This is a genomic window from Acholeplasma oculi (genome assembly GCF_900166985.1).
Taxonomy (GTDB): Bacteria; Bacillota_I; Bacilli_A; order Acholeplasmatales; family Acholeplasmataceae; genus Acholeplasma; species Acholeplasma oculi.
Genome location: NZ_FUZK01000002.1, coordinates 1 through 18,675 on the forward strand (window position 1 = coordinate 1; position 18,675 = coordinate 18,675).

An 18,675-nucleotide genomic window follows, 5' to 3' on the forward strand; every position below is an offset into this window, starting at 1 on the left:
CCCTCTAAAACCGATTAATCTTTAAATGTAAGAAAATCATCCTTACATCCTATCCAGTATTAGCACCAGTTTCCCGGTGTTATCCTCGAGTTTTAGGCAGGTTATCTACGTGTTACTCACCCGTTCGCCACTAACCACCGAAGTGGTTCGTTCGACTTGCATGTATTAGGCACGCCGCCAGCGTTCATCCTGAGCCAGGATCAAACTCTCCATTTAATGTTTTTGTTTGATTTTAGCTCTTTGCTTTTTGTTATCTCTTGTTCATCATCATTCAGTTTTCAAAGACTTTTTTGCTCACTTCTTTTGAAGCGCTTATTCATTCTATCATTATAAAATAACCTTGTCAACAACTTTTTTTAACTTTTGTTGTTTTCTGGTTTATCTATAGATAAGCTGTTGAATTTTTGCCTTCTAAAGGAGCGACCTGTAATATTTTAACACACTCTAAAATAAAGTCAACCTTTAAAGAGAAAAAAAACTTAAAAAAGTATTTTAATTCATTTAAGTATAATAAAACCCTCTATAAAGCCACTTTTTTAATGAAAAAGACCAATCTATTGATTGATCTTCTACTTTTGAATTATGTAAATAATCTTAAAATGTCGTTCCATGTCACATAGACAAAGAGTAATAACAATAAGATAAAGAAGCCATTATTTACCAAACCTTCGAATTTTGCTGGAATCTTCTTTTTCGTAATTGCTTCATATCCTAAGAATACAAGTCTACCACCATCTAAAGCTGGGATTGGTAATAAATTCATAAGACCAATATTCACTGATAAAAATGCAGTAAATACCATTAGACTTACAAATCCACCTTTAGCTGCATTCGATACTAAGCTAAAGATTCCTACAGGTCCTGCTAAGTCTCCTACTCCAACTCCACTGGTTGGTGTAAATAAGAGTCTAATGGTTGCTACCATTTCAGTTACAGAACTTCCAAATTTTTGGAATGGATAATAAAGTGTATAAAGTAAATCAAACTCATAACCTAATTGGAATCCTAAGATCACTTGCACACTTTCAACACCTAAACTTGTTAAAGCATCATGTGAAAGTACTGCATATGAGTAAGTTAATTGCTCACCATCTCTTAATACTGAGACCTCAATATTTAAATCTTGATAATTTTTTGATATGGAAAGTACTTCTGACCACGTAGTTACAGCATTGCCATTGATATGTGTTATTAAATCTCCCACATTTAAACCAGCTGCACTTGCCTTGCCACCTAAACCAGCAATATAGAGTTGATCTCGGTTATCTCCAGACATTGAGTTCACAATACCTATATTTTGCATAACAAGTGTAACAGGAATCGTCATGGTTTCAGATGTACCATTTCTAAATACTTGTATCGTAACTTCATTAGAATCAATCGTACTTAAAGATGAGCGAATATCATAAATATTTTCAGTTGGCGTGCCATTAATTTCAGTAATGACATCACCCTTCATTAACATTGGATTACTTGTTTCATAAATAACGTTATCTTCAAGTGGTTTTCCTTGTACGATTGCTACAATAAATAAAATCACTAAAGCAAGTAAGAAATTCATTAATGGACCAAAGAATAATACTAAGAATCTCTCCCAAATCGTTTTAGATGAGAAACTAGATTCCTCAGGTGTGATTTGAAGTGATTTTTGTTTTTGATACACGTATTTTGCATCTCTAGTTACTTGGAATCTTTGGATTGTATCATCTTTAAGTTTTAAATCAATAAATAATTCACTTAAATTCTTACCATATAAATCAAAGTCGATGACTTCTCCTTCAATTAAACGTTTCTCAATCGTTTGATCCAAGACAATTTCTTTAACTAAACCAATTTCATTTAAGTTGATTCCAATCATAGAACCCTTAGAAATTAAAGCTTGATCTCCATTTTCTCCAGACATTGCAACATATCCACCCAGTGGAATCGCACGAATGGAGTAACTCGTATCTCCTTTTTTCTTTGTTACAATGGTTGGTCCCATACCGATTGAAAACTCATGAATTAATATACCTGCTCTTTTAGCAAGTAAAAAGTGTCCAAGTTCATGTATTGAAATAATCAGCGTTAAGACAATTAAGAATAATAATATATTAAATATAAGTTCAAATGGTTGCATGTAATACTCCTTTATACGAGCGGATAAAACTGAGTGATGACAATAAATATACTTAAGAAAATTAATCCAATAAATAAAATAGAGTCAAATCTGTCTAAAACGCCACCATGACCTGGAAATATATTTCCAAAGTCTTTAATATGATAGGTACGTTTGAATTTAGAAGCTACTAAGTCACCAACTTGAGCACCAACTGAACCAATGAGTGTAATTGGAACAATGATCAGTGCTTGTATGTGAAGTGGTTGATTACTCAGTGTTGTAAAGTTATCAAAAATAGTTCTATAGTCCAGTGGATTAAATACATCTCCTAAGAATCCGTTAGATTGGAAAATGACTCCATAGAATAAGGCAAATAAAGAAGCTGAGAGTGTTCCAAAGAATGTTCCTGCTATTGCACCTTCCCATGATTTTTTAGGTGAAATTCTTGGTGCCATCTTATGTTTGCCAAATTTCATTCCAAAGAAATATGCAAATACGTCTGTAAATACGCTGATGATTGCAACATAGACAATAAATCGAACACCTAAGAAACGAAGAATTGTTACAGATGCTGCACCTAAACCCACATAATTTATAATGGTTAATGCTTTACCAACATCCGCACCACTAAAATCATCAATAAATACTAATAAACTCAATAAAATGATAGTTACAAGTGCAATAATGACGATTGGATTTAAAGTTAATGTGATAAGGTTTAAACCAGGTAATGTGATGGGATTGAGCGGTTCAATCAATCCACCGATATTCATATAGGTCAGTAAAGCTAAAATAATAATAATGATCTTTACTGCAATTTTAATTGGTTTTTCCTTCTCATACATGTTAAGCATTTCAATCGAACCCATAATGACAAATAGAATCATCACAAATTGAAAGATATTAAACATCCATAAGGGATGGTTTAAAACTGTAATCGGTATAAGAAGTGCTGCCAGTATTAATCCTGTGATAATTCTTTTTCTCATATTATAATCCTCCAAAGCGTCTATGACGTTTTGAGTATACTTTCAATGCTTTATTTAAGTGTCTCTGATTAAATGCTGGCCATAATACTTTTGTAAAATAGAGTTCTGCATAAGAGATTTGCCACAACATAAAATTCGATAAACGATATTCTCCACCAGTACGTATCAATAAATCCACAGGTGTCGGTATCATTAAGTTGGATGTAATTTCATCACATGTTATTTCTTTTGATAATTGAACGGCTCTTAAAAGTTCATCATAACTGCCATAGTCAAAACAAATATTTAATATCATACCTTCATGATCTTTGGTAAGATCTTCTAACATTTCAATGGTTTCAAGTAATGATTTAGGAATTCTATCTCTTCTACCTTTAAAAAGTACTTTAATGGTTGATGATTTAAATTTCTCTAAATTATCATGAATCATTTCAATGGGTTTAGACATTAAAAATTTCACTTCATCTTCTGGTCTTTTCCAGTTTTCAGTTGAAAAGGCATATACAGTAAGCATCTGTATACCTATTTTATTTGTATAGCTTGCTATATCTACTAAATTCATGCCACCACGGTAATGACCAAATGACCTTGGAAGTCCACGTCTTTTTGCATATCTACCATTACCATCTAATATAATTGCTATATGTTTGGGCAAATTTATATTTTTCTTCATCAAATCATCCTCGCATAACCTAAATCAATTATAACAAAACTATACTTTAATTACCCACCCAAACTCATCTTTTACATCACCATACTGTATTCCTTGAAGTAAATCGTATAATTTATGTAATTTTTCATAGGATTCAAAGGTAAATTCTTCACCTTCATGATGAATTCTTGAAATTGGTGTAATGACTGCGGCTGTTCCACATGCACCAATTTCTTCAAAATCTTTTAATTCATGAAGTGGGATATCGCGATGTATAACATCCATACCTAAATATTTTTTCGCGATCATTTGTAAACTTTGATTGGTAATACTTGGCAAAATCGATTTGGATTGTGGTGTGACAAATTGATTGTCTTTGGTTATTGCGATAATATTTGTTGCACCTGTCTCATCTACTTTGGTATGTGTCTTAGGATCTAGGTATAAACAATCATCAAAACCTTTTTGTTTTGCAAGATGCTTCGGATAGAGACTCGCTGCATAATTTGCTCCAGTTTTAACATGTCCTAAACCATTGGGTGCAGCACGGTCATAAGGTGTGGTTGTTAACGATATTGGATTAAATCCATCCTTAAAATAACTTCCAACCGGTGTTGCAATGACACCAAATAAAAACTCATTAGCAGAACGAACACCCATCACTGTTTCTGTTCCAATAACAAATGGACGAATATATAAAGAACCTTTAGATTCATAACTTGGTACTAAATCTCTATTTGCATCGACTACTTGTTTAATTGCCTTTATGAATAATTCCTCTGGAACAGGTGGTATTAATAATCTTTCACATGAACCTTTTAATCTTTTCGCATTGGCATCTGGTCTAAATAATAAAACGTCATTGTTTTTTGTACGATAGGCCTTTAAACCTTCAAAAACGGATTGTCCATATTGAAGTGCCACAGCGACAGAAGATATCTCAAAAAAAATCGAATCCGACATGACCCCTTCGTCCCAAGCACCATCTTTATAAGTTGCATAGAACGCCTGATTGGTTCCATGATATTTGAATCCTTCTATTTTCATAAGTCATCCTCCATTTTTTTATTATTATACCATATAAAAAAACGTCAGTTCGACTGACGTTTCATTTACTCTAGATTATCTGTAAGAACAGGTTTACCTAAAATAATGGTCGTGATAAAGTCTACTAACCATAGTGCATAACTACCAAAGACAACCCAAAGAATTCCAACAATTAATAAACCGTTATTTTTGTTGTTTACGCCTTTGATAATACGGTAAATTGCCCATGTTAAATCAACAATCGGCAATGACAACAATAACTTACCTATAAAAGGTAGTTCATCCATCCATTTTACAAATTCCATACTATCACCCTTTTCTTTATATATATCTATTATATACCTCTTGAAATACGATTTCAAGAAAACCAATAAAAAACCATCCGATTATTGAATGGTTTCTTGTAATCTTTATGCTAAGAAAATTAAATCTTTGTGAAGAATGAAGGTGATTAAATCAACAATATAAAAGACTGGCCATAAGAAGAAATTTAAAACCGCACCTAAAATATTGCCTCTTTGTACTCTAGTAACGATTCCTAGTATAACATTTGTAGGAAGTATGATTGCTAGAATCAATGAAACGATAAAATCTAAACCTAAATAAACCTTAGCTTTTGCTGCCATGATATGACCTCCTTTCTTCAAAATATTTTTAATACTTTAAATTACGAGAAGCTCTTCTGACTTAACTTTTGTCTTGTCATCTATTATTTTAACATATTTATCTGTTAATGTTTGAATATCTTCTAAATATCCTTTTTCATCATCTTCAGTTAAACCAAGTTTTTTAAGATGTTCATTACCTTCACGGCGTACATTTCTAACAGCTACCTTACCACTTTCAGACATTTTTTCAACATCTTTAACGAGTTGACGACGTCTATCTTCAGTAAGTGCTGGTAACATTAAACGAATACCTGTTCCATCATTTCTAGGAGGTAATCCTAAATTAGATTGGTTAATTGCATGTTCGATATCTTTTAATACAGATTTATCAAACGGTTTAATATAGAGTTGTTGTGCCTCAGGAACTGAGACAGATGCAACTTGTTTTAATGGTGTTTCCACACCATAGTAACTTACAAAAATACGATCAAGTAAATTAGGGTTTGCACGACCTGTACGTACCGCTGCATATTCACGGTCGAGTGCGTGCACACTTTTTTCCATTTTCTCTTCGATTTCTAGTAAGAGCATATCTGCTTGTTCATTCATCATTAGACTCCATTCTTTACAATTGTTCCTATGTCTTCTTGCATTGCAGCTTTTAATATATTGCCTTCTTGATTCATATCAAATACGAGTATTTCAATATGATTTTCTTTACAAAGACTTGCTGCAGTAGAATCCATAATCTGTAAGTTTTTTTCTAATACTTCTTGGTGCGATACTTTTTTTAATAAAACGGCATCACTATGTTTTCTAGGGTCTTTATCATAAACACCATCGACTCCATTTTTAGCCATTAAAATCACTTGACAATCGAGTTCGGCAGCTCTTAGTGCTGCTGTTGTATCGGTTGAGAAATACGGTGAACCTGTACCACCAGCTAAGACAACGACACGACCTTTTTCGAAGTGTCTTAGTGCTCGTCTTCTAATATAAGGCTCCGCAACTGCTGCAATTTGTAATGCAGTCATGACGCGTGTTGGAACTGAAATACCTTCTAAAGCGTCTTGTAAAGCAAGTGCATTCATAATGGTGCCTAACATGCCCATATAATCTGCTTGAGCTCTATCCATTCCAAGTTCTTCTCCTGTTTTACCACGGAAAAGGTTACCTGCTCCAACTACAACAGCCACTTCAATATTGAGTGCTCTTAATTTTTTTATCTCTAAAGCAATTGATTTGACTGTTTTAGGATCAATACCGTAGTGACCTTCGCCTTTCAAAGCCTCTCCGGAGAGTTTTAATATGACACGTTGGTACATCGTTACTCAACTCCTTTAAGTGGTTTATTTTTTAACTTGAGCCATAACTTCAGCTGCGAAGTCTGATTCTACCTTTTCAATACCTTCGCCAACTTCTAAACGTACATAGTCAACGATTTGGTTATTATTTGATTTTAAATAATCCTTAACTTTAATTGCAGGGTCTTTCACATATGCTTGTTCGACTAAAACAAACTCTTGTAAAACTTTGCTTAATTTACCTTGTAAGATACCTTGTAATACCTTTTCTGGTTTGTTTGCTAATGACTCATCATTAGCCATCATTTCAGTAATGATTTTTGTTTCATGTGCAACTGTTTCTTGATCCACATCTTCTCTCTTTAAGAATCTTGGCTTAAATACTGTGATGTGCATTGCTAAATCTTTAGCAACTGTTGCATCTTCTTTTTCTAAAATAGTTAATACAGAAATCTTACCACCCATGTGAGCATAAGATCCGAAACCTTCAGAATCTTTCTTAGTTTTTCTTACTAAACGTCTAAGAGAAATTTTTTCTCCAATAGTTGCTGTTGCACCAAGTAATAATTGTTCAACAGATAAACCTTCAGCGTTCACTAATTTTAATGCTTCTTCTGCTGTTTGAACGTTAGAGTCAATCAATAAAGCACCTAATTTTTCAAGTAATGCTAAGAATTGATCGTTTTTAGCAACGAAATCTGTTTCTGAATTTAATTCAAACAATAATGCATCATTACCTTTGATTAATACTGAAGTTAAACCTTCAGCAGCAATTCTATCTGCTTTTTTAGCAGCTTTTGCAATACCTTTTTCTCTAAGGTAATCAATTGCTAAATTAACATCACCATTTGTTTCTTCTAAAGCCTTTTTGCAGTCTAACATACCTGCACCAGTTTTATCTCTTAATTCTTTAACCATAGCTGCAGTAATTGCCATAATTATATTTCTCCTTCACATATTATCATATTTATTATACTATATTTTTATTTATTTTTTTAAAAATAAGGGGATGATTATCTCATCCCCTTAGTCATCAATTACTTACTTAAAGCTGCTATTAAGTCAGCTTTTTTTAAATCAGCGTAATTTTCAATTCCCTTTGCTTTAGCTAAGTCTTTAAGTTCAGAGACTTTCAAAGTGGATAAGTCAATTGACTCTTTAGAAGGTTTTTTAGCTTCTTTGTCTGTAGATGATTTTTTAGAATCTCTATCATGTTCAAAAGGTGCTGTTTCTTCGTCATCATATTTTTCAACAACGCCACCTTGAGCTTCGATAACTGCATTACCCATAACCCATGTAATTAATTTAACTGCACGAATTGCATCGTCGTTAGCAGGAATTACATAGTCTACTAAATCAGGGTCACAGTTTGTATCAACGATACCGAAAACAGGAATACCTAATTTACGTGCTTCAAGTACTGCGATTTCTTCAGTTCTTGGGTCAACAACATATAATGCTTGTGGTAATCTTTGCATATCTTTAATACCACCTAAGAATCTTTCAAGTCTTGTTCTTAATTTAACAAGTCCTAAAACTTCTTTCTTAGGTAATTTTTCCCAATTACCGCTTTCTTCAGCAACATATAAGTCTTGTAATAACTTAATACGTTTTCTGATTGTCTTGAAGTTTGTTAAAGTTCCACCTAACCATCTGTGGTCAACATAGAATTGACCTGAGCGGATAGCCTCTTCTTTTACTGCTTCTTGAGCTTGTTTTTTAGTACCAACAAATAGTACTTGTCCACCATCTTTTACGATATCGAATAATGCAGAATAAGCTTTTTCAATCTCTTCTGCAGTTTTCTTTAAATCGATGATGTGGATATCTTTAAGAGCTGTAAAGATGTATGGAGCCATTTTAGGATTCCATCTTCTAGTTTGGTGTCCGAAATGAACGCCAGACTCTAATAATTGTTTCATTGAAACTACTGCCATTATATATACTTCCTTTCGTTTTTTTGTTTTTTTCCTCTGTAACACTTATAGCTTAGCCACTAATTATTTAGCACCGACTAAGGAAACATGTTACATGCGTATTTAACAGCCTTTTAAATATACCATATTCATATATGTTTTGCAAGATAAGTTCATAGATTTTTATGTAAAATAGACGTTAATTCCGTTTTTTTTACATAAAACCACTTGAATTCTTATTTTATTGACCTGTACTACCAAATCCACCTAAACGTTTTTCTGTTGCCTCATCATCTTCTGTTAAAAAGTATTTTTGAAAGATGCCTTGAGCAACACGTTCACCTTTTTTGATTTCTACAACTTCTTTAGAAAAATTATATAAAGGAATCATTAAATGTCCTTCATTATCTAAGTTGTTATAATAATCACTATCCACAACTCCAACAGCATTCGATGTAATTAATCCTTTTTTAATTCCTAAAGAACTTCTAGGATAGATCATTAAAACTTCATCATTAGGCATTAAAACTTTTAAGCCTGTTGGAACTTTTTTAATCTCACCTGGTGCGATGCTTAAATCTTCTGCACTTTCAATATCATAACCTGCACTGAATTTAGAACTTCTTTTAGGTTTTTGAATGTTTTGATCTAAATATGCTTTAATAACTTCAAATTTTCTCATAATTTACCCTCATCTTCTAGTTTTTTTAATACTTTTAATACTTCAATTTCTCTAGGTAGTACTGTTTTCATACCTTTATGGTGATGATTTGTTTGCATCGCCAATCGATTCGTATGGATCGCCTCATCAATTGAAATCCAAACGGGTTCAACACCATGAGATGCTTCTCTTTCCATTAAAGACTGTTCACCCAGATCATCAACTTCAACAAAATAATAATAAGAAGTTTGTAAATAAACAGTTTCTTGACTACTTAATCCATAACGTAGTTCTTCCATATAACCCAGTGGTTTTTCATTAAAAACTTGATTTGCTCCAAGTTCTTCTTTAAGCTCTCTTTTTAAACCATCCAGATGTGATTCTGACCTTTTTAATCCACCACCAGGAAACGTATAGTCAGCAAACGCTTTTGAATAAACCATGAATAGTTTTTTATGTTTATATATAATTGCACGAATGGTTGTACGTGTTTTTTGATGTGTTTGGTTTTCTAAACCTTCTTCAATAATTCTATTTGCTAAGTTTATCATGCTTAACCATCCTTGGATGTGTTTTTGTATAGGTTTCTTTTATTTTTTCATGTGAGACATGTGTATAGATTTGAGTAGACTTTAAGTTTTCATGTCCAAGTAATTCCTGAACGACTCTTAAATCTGCACCATGATTAATCATCGTGGTTGCAAATGCGTGTCTAAGCATATGTGGGTGAATTTTATAGGTTTCACCACTATTTTTAATGATCTGATTTAAAATAACTCTAAGACCTCGACTTGAAAGTTGACTACCCTTATAATTGATAAGTAAATAATCATTTAATGTTTCATGACCTTTTGATAATAAATGAATTCTAACAAATGTTAAATAATGCTTTAACTCTGTAATTAGTTTTTCATGTAAGACAACATATCGATCTTTAGAGCCTTTACCATGAATCAAAATTTGCTGATTGGATAAATAGATATCTCCTATCTTGATTTCAACAATTTCAGATGCACGTAATCCTAAACTATATAACATATCTAAAATTAAATAATTTCTATAGCCCAAAGGGGTATTTGTATCAATTGATTTAAATAAATATGAAATTGCCTCATCATCAATGATATGAGGCAAGTTTTTAGGAATCTTTGGTGCCTTCACTGTATCAAAAATATTCATTTCAATATAAGACTTATCCACTAAAAATGTATAAAAGTTCTTTAATGCTGAGATTTTTCTAGCAATTGATTTTTTTTCATAGTTTTGATTATCCAAATAAGATATGTAATTTCTTGCAAGTCTTTCTCTTTTTGCATCTAATAAATCTCTTGCAAGTCCTTCTGTTTTTAAGAAGGATTCAAAGGATGTGATATCATGAATATAACTTTCCACAGTAAAAGAACTATACTTTTTTTCAATTGATAAATAATCTTTATAAATTGAAATAATATCCATTAATCTTCCATTCCTAAATAATTTTTAAGTGCTTGAATTGCACGATCATGATACACTTTTTTACGGTCAAATTTCTTAGCTTCTACAGGTTCTACTAATCCAAAATTCGCATTCATTGGGACAAATGTCTCGTGATGATTGGAAATATATCTAGCCATTGCACCCATCATAGTATCTTGAGGCAGTGGATTAATTTCTTGTTTTTCGATGTAGTTAGCCATATGAATCGCTGCACTTATACCGGATGCAGCAGACTCTACATACCCTTCAACACCACTAATTTGTCCTGCAAAGAACCATTTAAGATGTGTGATGACTTGATATCCATTGTTTAAATGTTTAGGGGATTCTAAATACGTATTTTTATGTATGACACCATATCTTAAAATTTCGGCTTTTTCTAACCCTGGAATCATTTGAATAATTCTTTTTTGTTCAGGCCATTTTAAATGTGTTTGAAAACCTACCATGTTATACATCGTTTTATTTAAATCATCCTGTCTCAGTTGAACCACTGCATAAGGTCTTTCACCATTAGGTTTTCTTAAACCTACGGGTTTTAGGGGTCCGTATAATAATGTTTCAATACCTCTTTCACCCATATCTTCTACAGGCATGCAACCTTCAAATACGTTATTTTCAAAATCTTTTGGAACAACACGTTCTGCATGCATCAGTTCATGATAAAAGTTTTCATATTCTTCTTTACTCAGTGGACAATTTAAATATGCGGCTTCACCTTTATCATAACGACTCTTTAAATAAGCAATATCCATATTAATACTATCCGCAGCAATAATCGGTGCGACTGCATCAAAAAAATGAAGACTTTCTTGATGAAATGTTTCTTTTATAAACTGACTTAACCCATCACTTGCAAGCGGACCTGCTGCAACAATTGTATATTCATCTGGGTTTAAGGATGTAACTTCTTCATGAATCACTTCAATATTTGGGTGATTCTTAATTTTTTGTGTGACATATTCTGAAAACATAACTCTGTCAACTGCTAAACTTGAACCTGCAGGGACGAATGTATGATCGGATGCTTCCAAGATAAGCGAATTAAAAAAACGCATTTCTTCTTTTAAAAGACCTACAGCATTATGTGGGTCATTTGAACGAAATGAGTTTGAACATACAAGTTCAGCAAAATTTGCTGTTTGATGTGCAGGCGTTTGAACAATGGGTCTCATTTCATATAGTTTTACTTTGTAACCTTTATTTGCTAAATAGTAAGCAGCTTCACTGCCTGCTAATCCAGCTCCAATTATTTTTATCATATTTTCACCAAATAAATTATAACATGAATTAGTTCTTAAGTTCACTTTATTAGAGTTTATACTATAAATAGTTTATAATGTCATTTGGAGGAATGATTATATGAAATTAAAAGCTTATTTAGCAGAGTTTTTAGGAACTTTCGCTTTACTACTTGTTGGATTAAGCGCTGGTGTAACCAACCTTGAGTTAACAAGTGTTGCACTTGCATTTGGTTTAACACTCATGTTTATGATTTACGCCGTTGGTAGTGTATCAGGAGGACATTTTAATCCTGCAGTATCCTTGGGTATGGCATTTTCTAAAAGATTATCTTGGAAAGATTTTGGATTTTATGTCTTATTTCAGTTATTAGGTGGATTATTCGCTATTTTATGCTTAGTACCTTTTATGGGTGGTATGAATGATTTAGCATCTACAAAAGTATTAGTTGATTTTGGTGGAAGTGAAGCAACTATGGTATTACTACTTGGATTATTAGTTGAACTTGTTGCAACATTTATCTTTGTCTTTGTGATTTTACGTGTAACAAGTCAAAAAGAACTGAGTAAACTCGCTGGATTAATCATCGGACTCACATTAGCAGCACTCATTTATTTTGCAGGTCCATTAACCAATGCTGGTTTAAATCCTGTACGTTCTATCATGCCTGCTTTATTTGAAGGTGGCGTAGCTTTAGAACAATTATGGATCTTTATTGTAGGTCCACTCGTCGGTGGATTCTTAGCATCTGTTTTTGTAAGTTATTTTGATTCACTCAAATCATAACCTATAACACACTTAATTAAAAAGCACTTCTATCAGATATCTGTAAGTCATATATCTAGAGGAAGTGCTTTTTTATTATGTATTAAGTATTTTTTTGTCTTGGAAAAACTCTACATACAAGGGTTCTAATCTACGATTCATAATCGTTGTTACATATGTGATCACAATAATATTGACAGGCATCATCAAGAGTCTTAATGGTACATTTTTAAAAGCATATATCAAAGCAGCATTGATATCCCCTCCATTAAATGCATAACTACTCATGAAGTTTGCAAAAGTTGATAAAGAGGTTGCAGTTATATGTGTGATTGTAATTGCTATCAATATAACCCACCATTTGGAATGTCTTTTTGCAATAAAAAAAGGTATCACTCCCCAACTCATTGCCTGTAGTGAAAATAAGATATCAAAAGGGTATGTGCTTGCACTTGCATAAAATCCAATTGCATCCGATAAAAATCCCATCATTCCACCGTAGATGGGTCCTAATACAATGGAACCTATTACTAATGGTATGCTATAGAATGGAAATCCAAAAGAAATCCCTTGTGGAACAATTGTTTTAAATACGATATCTAAAACAATTGAGATTGCTGTTAAAATCGCAGCAAGCGTTAGTTTTCTTAATGTTTTTTGAACCATGAAAAAAGACCTCCTTAAAGTCGAGATCCACTAAAAAATAGGGATCTAGAAAATATACCGCCAAATCATATAATTTGTTCGTTCAATTCCGTAATCCGTTTTAGAATTGACACTTCACGCATATTTCCTATTTATTTATATTATACGTTATTTAATACGCCAATCGATTGGAGAAACATTATGTTTTTCCAAAAAATCATTGGTTTTAGAAAAAGGGTTTGATCCAAAAAATCCATGATAAGCAGAAAGCGGTGAAGGATGAGGTCCTTCTATGACTAAATGATTAGAGTTATTCACCCATTTTTTATAACTTCTCGCATGATTTCCCCACAAAATAAAGACGATTGGGTTTTTTCTTTGACTTAAAACCTCAATGACTTTTGTTGTAAATATTTCCCATCCTTTTTGTTGATGCGAATAGGGTTTAGATTCCTCAACCGTTAAAACTGTATTCATTAACAACACACCTTGCTTCGCCCATGGTGTTAAATCCCCTGTAATGGGGGGTGTTATCTGTAAGTCAATTTGTAATTCCTTATAGATATTTTTTAATGATGGTGGAAGTTTTGATGTCTTAACTGAAAAACTCAGTCCATGGGCTTGGTCTTTACCATGATATGGGTCTTGACCAATAATAACTACTTTAACAGATTCTAGTGGGGTTAAATGAAACGCCTGAAACCAATCTTCTTTTTTAGGATATATGGTTTTGGATTGAAGCTCCGTATCTAAAAAGTTCATCAATTGAATAAAGTAAGGTTGATCTTTTTCAATATCTATGAGTTCATTCCACGTCATGATCTTTATCCTCATCAACTGCATCAGTTACTTCTTCTTCGCAAACTTCAAGTTCTTTTTTCTTTCCATCTTTCTTAAAGAAATAAATTAAACCATAAATCAAACCAACATTAACAACAATCACCAGTAATCCATAAGGTGATAAGATAAATCCAAAGATGCCTGATGATGGAATGGTTGTAAGATGTCTACCTAAGACATCATCTACCGTTACATCATAAGGTGTACCAGGTCCCTTTCTCCATGAATCATATTGTCTTTCACTAGGACTTAAGCCATACTGTGAATGCGGATATGTAATGATAAATCCGTCCTCATCGACTCTATAAAAGTGGTGAGTTACAACTTCTTTTTGATACATATTGATTCCAGGTACTAAAAAATATGTTTCAAAAACAATAATATCGCCATCCTCAAAAGCATCTACATTTTGGTCTCTTAGAACCAATATATAATCCCCTGTCATAATAATGGGTTCCATAGAGTTTGAAACTACTCGGTACCACCCCACACCAATGGTTTTGACTAATCCATTAGGAATCATGACACTTACTATAAGTAAAAAAAGAAGAAAAATGATGGATATGTAATATAAAGTTGATTGGACTATTCTTACAACATTTTTCTTCATAGGAACCTCTATTATTTATTTTTCTTAATAACTTTTAAACGAATAAACTCTTCACGTTCGTGTTCTTCTAAGACTTCTGTAATCATTTTAATGTCATGTTCCATATTCGGAATCACAACATTCTTTAATGCATTATGTCTTTTTTGAGTTTTTCTGATGGCGTTTGCTAATCGATATGCACTACTATCAATTTGAGCGAGTTTAATGGTTAAATCTCTAGCATCTTGAAACATTTTATATGCATAGTCAAATTTAGAATTGGTTGATCTTAACCCGTAGGATAATCGAATATTCGGTCTTTCATAATTAAGTACTGGTAAATCAACACCCATGACAGATCGATATGTCATTTGGATATTTTCATCCACAGGAATCGCTTTTGCAATCTCACCTACAATACCCAATGTGATATTGGCATCTTGTAATGCTTGATATGCTTTTTGATAAGTGGATTGAATCGTACCTCTTAAGTCTGAAACTTCCTGCAACAAAAGTAACATTTCTTTAATCAAAATGTTTTTCTTTCGATCCATTAAAACCTCACCATTTCTAGCAAGCCCTAATGATTTTTTTAAGTTGAGTAAGTTTCCTTTTGTAGGTACGACTTGGTTCATATTATACTGACTTTCCTAAAATCTTTTCTATTTTATTTTCTTTTTTGATATTAAATCTTTGTTCTGCACGATCTTTATGAATATATGTTTCAATATCTTGTTCTTGAAGTCTATTGAGTTCAAACTTAGGTAACATGGATAATAAATCCCATCCTAAATCTAAGGATTCACCAATACGTCTGGTTTCTTCACCTTGATTTAAGAAGTGTGCCTCAAATAAACGACCGAATGTCATGTATGTCTTATCGACACCACTTAATTCATCTTCTCCAATAACTTGTGATAAAGCGCGTACTTCTTGAACTTTTGCATAGCTTGCAAAAAGTTGATCGGCAAGAATTTTGTGGTCTTTTCTGGTGTATTTATCACCAATACCATCTTTCATCAAACGGGATAACGATGGTAAAACACTAATAGGAGGGAATACCCCTTGTTGTTTTAAATTTCTATCTAAAACAATTTGTCCTTCCGTAATATATCCAGTTAAATCAGGTACCGGATGCGTAATGTCATCGTTTGGCATTGTTAAAATTGGAATTTGTGTCACAGATCCTTTTTTACCCTTAATCATTCCAGCTCTTTCATAAAGATTGGATAGATCAGAATATAAATAACCAGGATAACCTTTACGTCCAGGAATTTCATTTTTAGAAGATGAAAACTCTCTTAAAGCTTCACAATATGCTGTCATATCCGTTAAGATAACCAGTACATGATAGTCTTCATAATACGCAAGATATTCTGCGGTTGTTAGTGCAGCTCTTGGTGTAATAATTCTTTCAATAATCGGATCGGATGCGACATTTTCAAACATGACGACTCTATCCATTACGTGTGCTTGTTCAAATTCTTTTTTAAAGTATTTAGCAACATCGTGCTTTACACCCATTGCAGCAAATACAATACAAAATTTTTCTGATTCTTGATCTGCAATTTTTGCATGTTTCACAATTTCAACTGCTAATTCATTGTGTGTTAACCCAGTGGAAGTAAAAATAGGTAATTTTTGACCTCTAATTAAAGTGGTTAAGGTATCAATTGAACTAACACCTGTTTGTATGAAGTTTCTAGGATAAACTCTAGATACTGGATTAATTGGTAATCCGTTTAAATCCAGGGTTATTTTAGAGAAAATTGGTCCTAAACCATCAATAGGTTTACCTGCTCCATTAAATGTACGACCTAATACTTCTTTAGATAATCCCATAGTTAATGGATGTCCTAAGAATTTCGTATATACATTTTTTAATCTCATCCCATCAGTGCCTTCAAAAACTTCGATGGCTACTAATTCACCTTCGATCGCGACAACACGTCCGTGTCGTACTTCATTGTTTTCTAATCTTATTTCAACAACTTCTTCAAATCCTACATTTTTAGCACCTTCTAGAAAGATCAGTGGACCTTGAATGCTTTTTAAACCAATATATTCTAAACTCATTTTTTAGTCACCCTTTCTAGTAAATGTTTTCAATCGTTTCAGTAATTGCTTCTTTAAGTTTATCAAATGACTCTAAATCATCGTTTGAAATATCGTATTTCATTTGAATCACTTTTTCATAAATATGCGTTTTTAATATAAGTGAAATTGCTTTACCACGTTCAATAAATTTAATGGATTCATCAAATAAATGAAGGATAACTTCCATCATCTTTAATTGTTTAGAAAGTGGTACATAGGTATCAACTGCATGGAACGCATTTTGTTGTAAGAAACCTAAACGAATGACACGTCCGATTTCAATGATGACTTTCTGATCATCAGGTAATACATCATTACCTATTAACTTAACAACTTCCATTAACTTATTTTCTTCTGCAAGTAAACTTAAGATACGCATTCTATATTTTAAGAATTTAGGATCGACTTGATTGTCATACCAACTGCTTAAATCCATCATGTATTCAGAATAACTTAAATTCCAGTTGACTGCGGCAAAGTGTCTTTGATAAGCAAGTTGCTTATCCAGTGCCCAAAATGCACGAACGAATCGCTTTGTATTTTGAGTCACAGGCTCACTAAAATCTGATCCTTGTGGTGAAACTGCACCAATAATAGAAACTGATCCTGTTGAACGGTTTAAGTTAATCATCATACCAGCACGTTCATAGAATTTAGAAATTCTAGATGGAAGATAAGATGGAAATCCTTCTTCAGCAGGCATTTCTTCTAATCGAGCTGAAATTTCTCTTAATGCCTCAGCCCAACGACTGGTAGAATCTGCCATAACTGCAACATCATAACCCATATCTCTATAGTACTCTGCAATGGTAAGACCTGTATAAATACTTGCTTCTCTTGCAGCTACAGGCATATTGGATGTATTGGCAATTAAAATCGTTCTTTCCATTAATGTTTCTTTTGTTCTAGGGTCTACGAGTTCACTAAATTCTTCAAGAACTTGTGTCATTTCGTTTCCACGTTCCCCACAACCAATATAAACAATAATATCGGCATCACACCATTTAGCAAATTGGTGTTGCATCATGGTTTTTCCTGTACCAAATCCTCCAGGAATAGCAGCTGTACCACCTTTAGCGATTGGAAATAACGTATCAATAATACGTTGTCCTGTAAGTAACGGTGTATTCATTTCTAATCTTTCTAAAACTGGGCGTGGTGTTTTAATTGCCCATGTTTGATAAAGATTTAAGTCCTTTAATCCTTGTTTTGTTTCAAGTGTTAAAATAACATCTGAAACTTTATAAGAACCACTCGTTTTTACTTCTTTAACAATACCTTCTATTAAAGGAGGTACCATGATTCTGTGGGTAATACTCTTAGATTCTTGTGTAGTTGCATAAACCATTCCAGGTCCTAAGTAGTCCCCTATTTTAACTTTAATGTCTACATCAAATAAACGTTCTAAATCTAGAGATGGGATATCTGAACCTGCTTCAATAAAATCTCCAGTTTCTGCTTTAATTTTTGAAAGTGGTCTTAAAATACCATCAAAAATTTCACCCATTAAACCAGGTCCTAGCATAACTGAAACTAATTCATCTGTAGGGTAAACTGGGTCTCCAAGTTTTAAACCTTCAGTTGTTTCATAAACTTGAATGACTGTTTCTTCATCAGAGATTGAAATAACTTCACCCATTAATTTTTTAGGTCCAACAAAAACCTTTTCTAACATTTTAAAATCGTTTGTTTTTACCAGTTTAACCACTGGACCATTAATTGAATAAATTGTATTTTTCATAT

General features: G+C 32.8%; 21 protein-coding genes, 1 rRNA gene and 1 riboswitch. Of the genes, 1 reads left to right on the plus strand and 21 read right to left on the minus strand.

Features of this window, described 5'->3' with window-relative positions:
• The 15 genes from B5X49_RS04095 to trmFO form a co-directional block, all read right to left on the minus strand.
• Positions 1-216, minus strand: a 16S ribosomal RNA gene (locus B5X49_RS04095); the annotation flags it as partial.
• 364 nt (positions 217-580) lie between these two features.
• Positions 581-2,119, minus strand: a complete 1,539-nt coding sequence (rseP, locus tag B5X49_RS04100) for an RIP metalloprotease RseP (protein ID WP_052669902.1) — start codon at positions 2,117-2,119, stop codon at positions 581-583.
• A gap of 11 nt (positions 2,120-2,130) precedes the next feature.
• Positions 2,131-3,090: a phosphatidate cytidylyltransferase gene (locus B5X49_RS04105; RefSeq protein WP_045748969.1), complete on the minus strand. Its 960-nt coding sequence runs from the start codon at positions 3,088-3,090 to the stop codon at positions 2,131-2,133.
• A gap of 1 nt (position 3,091) precedes the next feature.
• The gene (uppS, locus tag B5X49_RS04110; protein WP_045748968.1) at positions 3,092-3,763 is read right to left on the minus strand and encodes a polyprenyl diphosphate synthase; all 672 of its coding nucleotides are present in this window, start codon (positions 3,761-3,763) and stop codon (positions 3,092-3,094) included.
• Positions 3,764-3,802: 39 nt separating this feature from the next.
• Complete coding sequence (locus tag B5X49_RS04115; RefSeq protein ID WP_045748967.1) at positions 3,803-4,789, minus strand: branched-chain amino acid aminotransferase; 987 nt, start codon at positions 4,787-4,789, stop codon at positions 3,803-3,805.
• A gap of 65 nt (positions 4,790-4,854) precedes the next feature.
• Entirely contained in the window at positions 4,855-5,094 is a 240-nt protein-coding gene (locus tag B5X49_RS04120) for a hypothetical protein (RefSeq protein WP_045748966.1), read from the minus strand.
• 105 nt (positions 5,095-5,199) lie between these two features.
• Complete coding sequence (locus tag B5X49_RS04125; protein WP_045748965.1) at positions 5,200-5,415, minus strand: hypothetical protein; 216 nt, start codon at positions 5,413-5,415, stop codon at positions 5,200-5,202.
• A gap of 36 nt (positions 5,416-5,451) precedes the next feature.
• The gene (gene frr, locus B5X49_RS04130; RefSeq protein ID WP_045748964.1) at positions 5,452-6,006 is read right to left on the minus strand and encodes a ribosome recycling factor; all 555 of its coding nucleotides are present in this window, start codon (positions 6,004-6,006) and stop codon (positions 5,452-5,454) included.
• 2 nt (positions 6,007-6,008) lie between these two features.
• Positions 6,009-6,722 carry a UMP kinase gene (pyrH, locus tag B5X49_RS04135; RefSeq protein WP_045748963.1) on the minus strand — a complete coding sequence of 238 codons (714 nt, stop codon included), beginning with the start codon at positions 6,720-6,722 and terminating at the stop codon, positions 6,009-6,011.
• Between the two features lie 24 nt (positions 6,723-6,746).
• The gene (gene tsf, locus B5X49_RS04140; protein WP_045748962.1) at positions 6,747-7,637 is read right to left on the minus strand and encodes a translation elongation factor Ts; all 891 of its coding nucleotides are present in this window, start codon (positions 7,635-7,637) and stop codon (positions 6,747-6,749) included.
• A 101-nt stretch (positions 7,638-7,738) separates the two neighbouring features.
• Positions 7,739-8,638: a 30S ribosomal protein S2 gene (rpsB, locus tag B5X49_RS04145; protein ID WP_045748961.1), complete on the minus strand. Its 900-nt coding sequence runs from the start codon at positions 8,636-8,638 to the stop codon at positions 7,739-7,741.
• A gap of 220 nt (positions 8,639-8,858) precedes the next feature.
• The gene (gene dut, locus B5X49_RS04150; protein ID WP_045748960.1) at positions 8,859-9,299 is read right to left on the minus strand and encodes a dUTP diphosphatase; all 441 of its coding nucleotides are present in this window, start codon (positions 9,297-9,299) and stop codon (positions 8,859-8,861) included.
• On the minus strand, positions 9,296-9,829 hold the full coding sequence (locus B5X49_RS04155; RefSeq protein WP_045748959.1) for an NUDIX domain-containing protein: 534 nt from the start codon (positions 9,827-9,829) through the stop codon (positions 9,296-9,298). The genes dut and B5X49_RS04155 overlap by 4 nt, the downstream gene beginning before the upstream one ends.
• Complete coding sequence (locus B5X49_RS04160; protein WP_079560688.1) at positions 9,810-10,733, minus strand: tyrosine-type recombinase/integrase; 924 nt, start codon at positions 10,731-10,733, stop codon at positions 9,810-9,812. The genes B5X49_RS04155 and B5X49_RS04160 overlap by 20 nt, the downstream gene beginning before the upstream one ends.
• Complete coding sequence (gene trmFO, locus B5X49_RS04165) at positions 10,733-12,016, minus strand: methylenetetrahydrofolate--tRNA-(uracil(54)-C(5))-methyltransferase (FADH(2)-oxidizing) TrmFO (protein WP_045748958.1); 1,284 nt, start codon at positions 12,014-12,016, stop codon at positions 10,733-10,735. Before trmFO ends, B5X49_RS04160 begins: the two co-directional genes overlap by 1 nt.
• Positions 12,017-12,116: 100 nt before the next feature.
• Here trmFO and B5X49_RS04170 point away from each other — a divergent pair, with 100 nt between their 5' ends.
• A complete protein-coding gene (locus B5X49_RS04170) occupies positions 12,117-12,782 on the plus strand; it encodes an MIP/aquaporin family protein (protein ID WP_045748957.1) in 666 nt (221 codons plus the stop codon).
• Positions 12,783-12,857: 75 nt separating this feature from the next.
• Here the strand turns inward: B5X49_RS04170 and B5X49_RS04175 are convergent, their stop codons facing one another.
• The 6 genes from B5X49_RS04175 to B5X49_RS04200 all read right to left on the minus strand — a co-directional run bounded on the left by B5X49_RS04175 (position 12,858) and on the right by B5X49_RS04200 (position 18,673).
• Positions 12,858-13,427 (minus strand): folate family ECF transporter S component, encoded by a 570-nt coding sequence (locus tag B5X49_RS04175; protein ID WP_045748956.1) that lies wholly within the window; start codon positions 13,425-13,427, stop codon positions 12,858-12,860.
• 35 nt (positions 13,428-13,462) lie between these two features.
• Positions 13,463-13,564: riboswitch (THF riboswitch) on the minus strand.
• A gap of 10 nt (positions 13,565-13,574) precedes the next feature.
• Entirely contained in the window at positions 13,575-14,243 is a 669-nt protein-coding gene (locus tag B5X49_RS04180; protein WP_373422620.1) for a uracil-DNA glycosylase, read from the minus strand.
• Positions 14,212-14,856, minus strand: a complete 645-nt coding sequence (locus B5X49_RS04185; protein WP_045748955.1) for a S24/S26 family peptidase — start codon at positions 14,854-14,856, stop codon at positions 14,212-14,214. The genes B5X49_RS04180 and B5X49_RS04185 overlap by 32 nt, the downstream gene beginning before the upstream one ends.
• 11 nt (positions 14,857-14,867) lie before the next feature.
• Positions 14,868-15,470 carry a V-type ATP synthase subunit D gene (locus B5X49_RS04190; RefSeq protein ID WP_045748954.1) on the minus strand — a complete coding sequence of 201 codons (603 nt, stop codon included), beginning with the start codon at positions 15,468-15,470 and terminating at the stop codon, positions 14,868-14,870.
• 1 nt (position 15,471) lies between these two features.
• Complete coding sequence (locus B5X49_RS04195) at positions 15,472-16,911, minus strand: V-type ATP synthase subunit B (protein WP_045748953.1); 1,440 nt, start codon at positions 16,909-16,911, stop codon at positions 15,472-15,474.
• Between the two features lie 16 nt (positions 16,912-16,927).
• Positions 16,928-18,673, minus strand: coding sequence for a V-type ATP synthase subunit A (locus B5X49_RS04200; protein WP_045748952.1), 1,746 nt, complete (start codon positions 18,671-18,673; stop codon positions 16,928-16,930).
• Between the last annotated feature and the right edge of the window lie 2 nt (positions 18,674-18,675).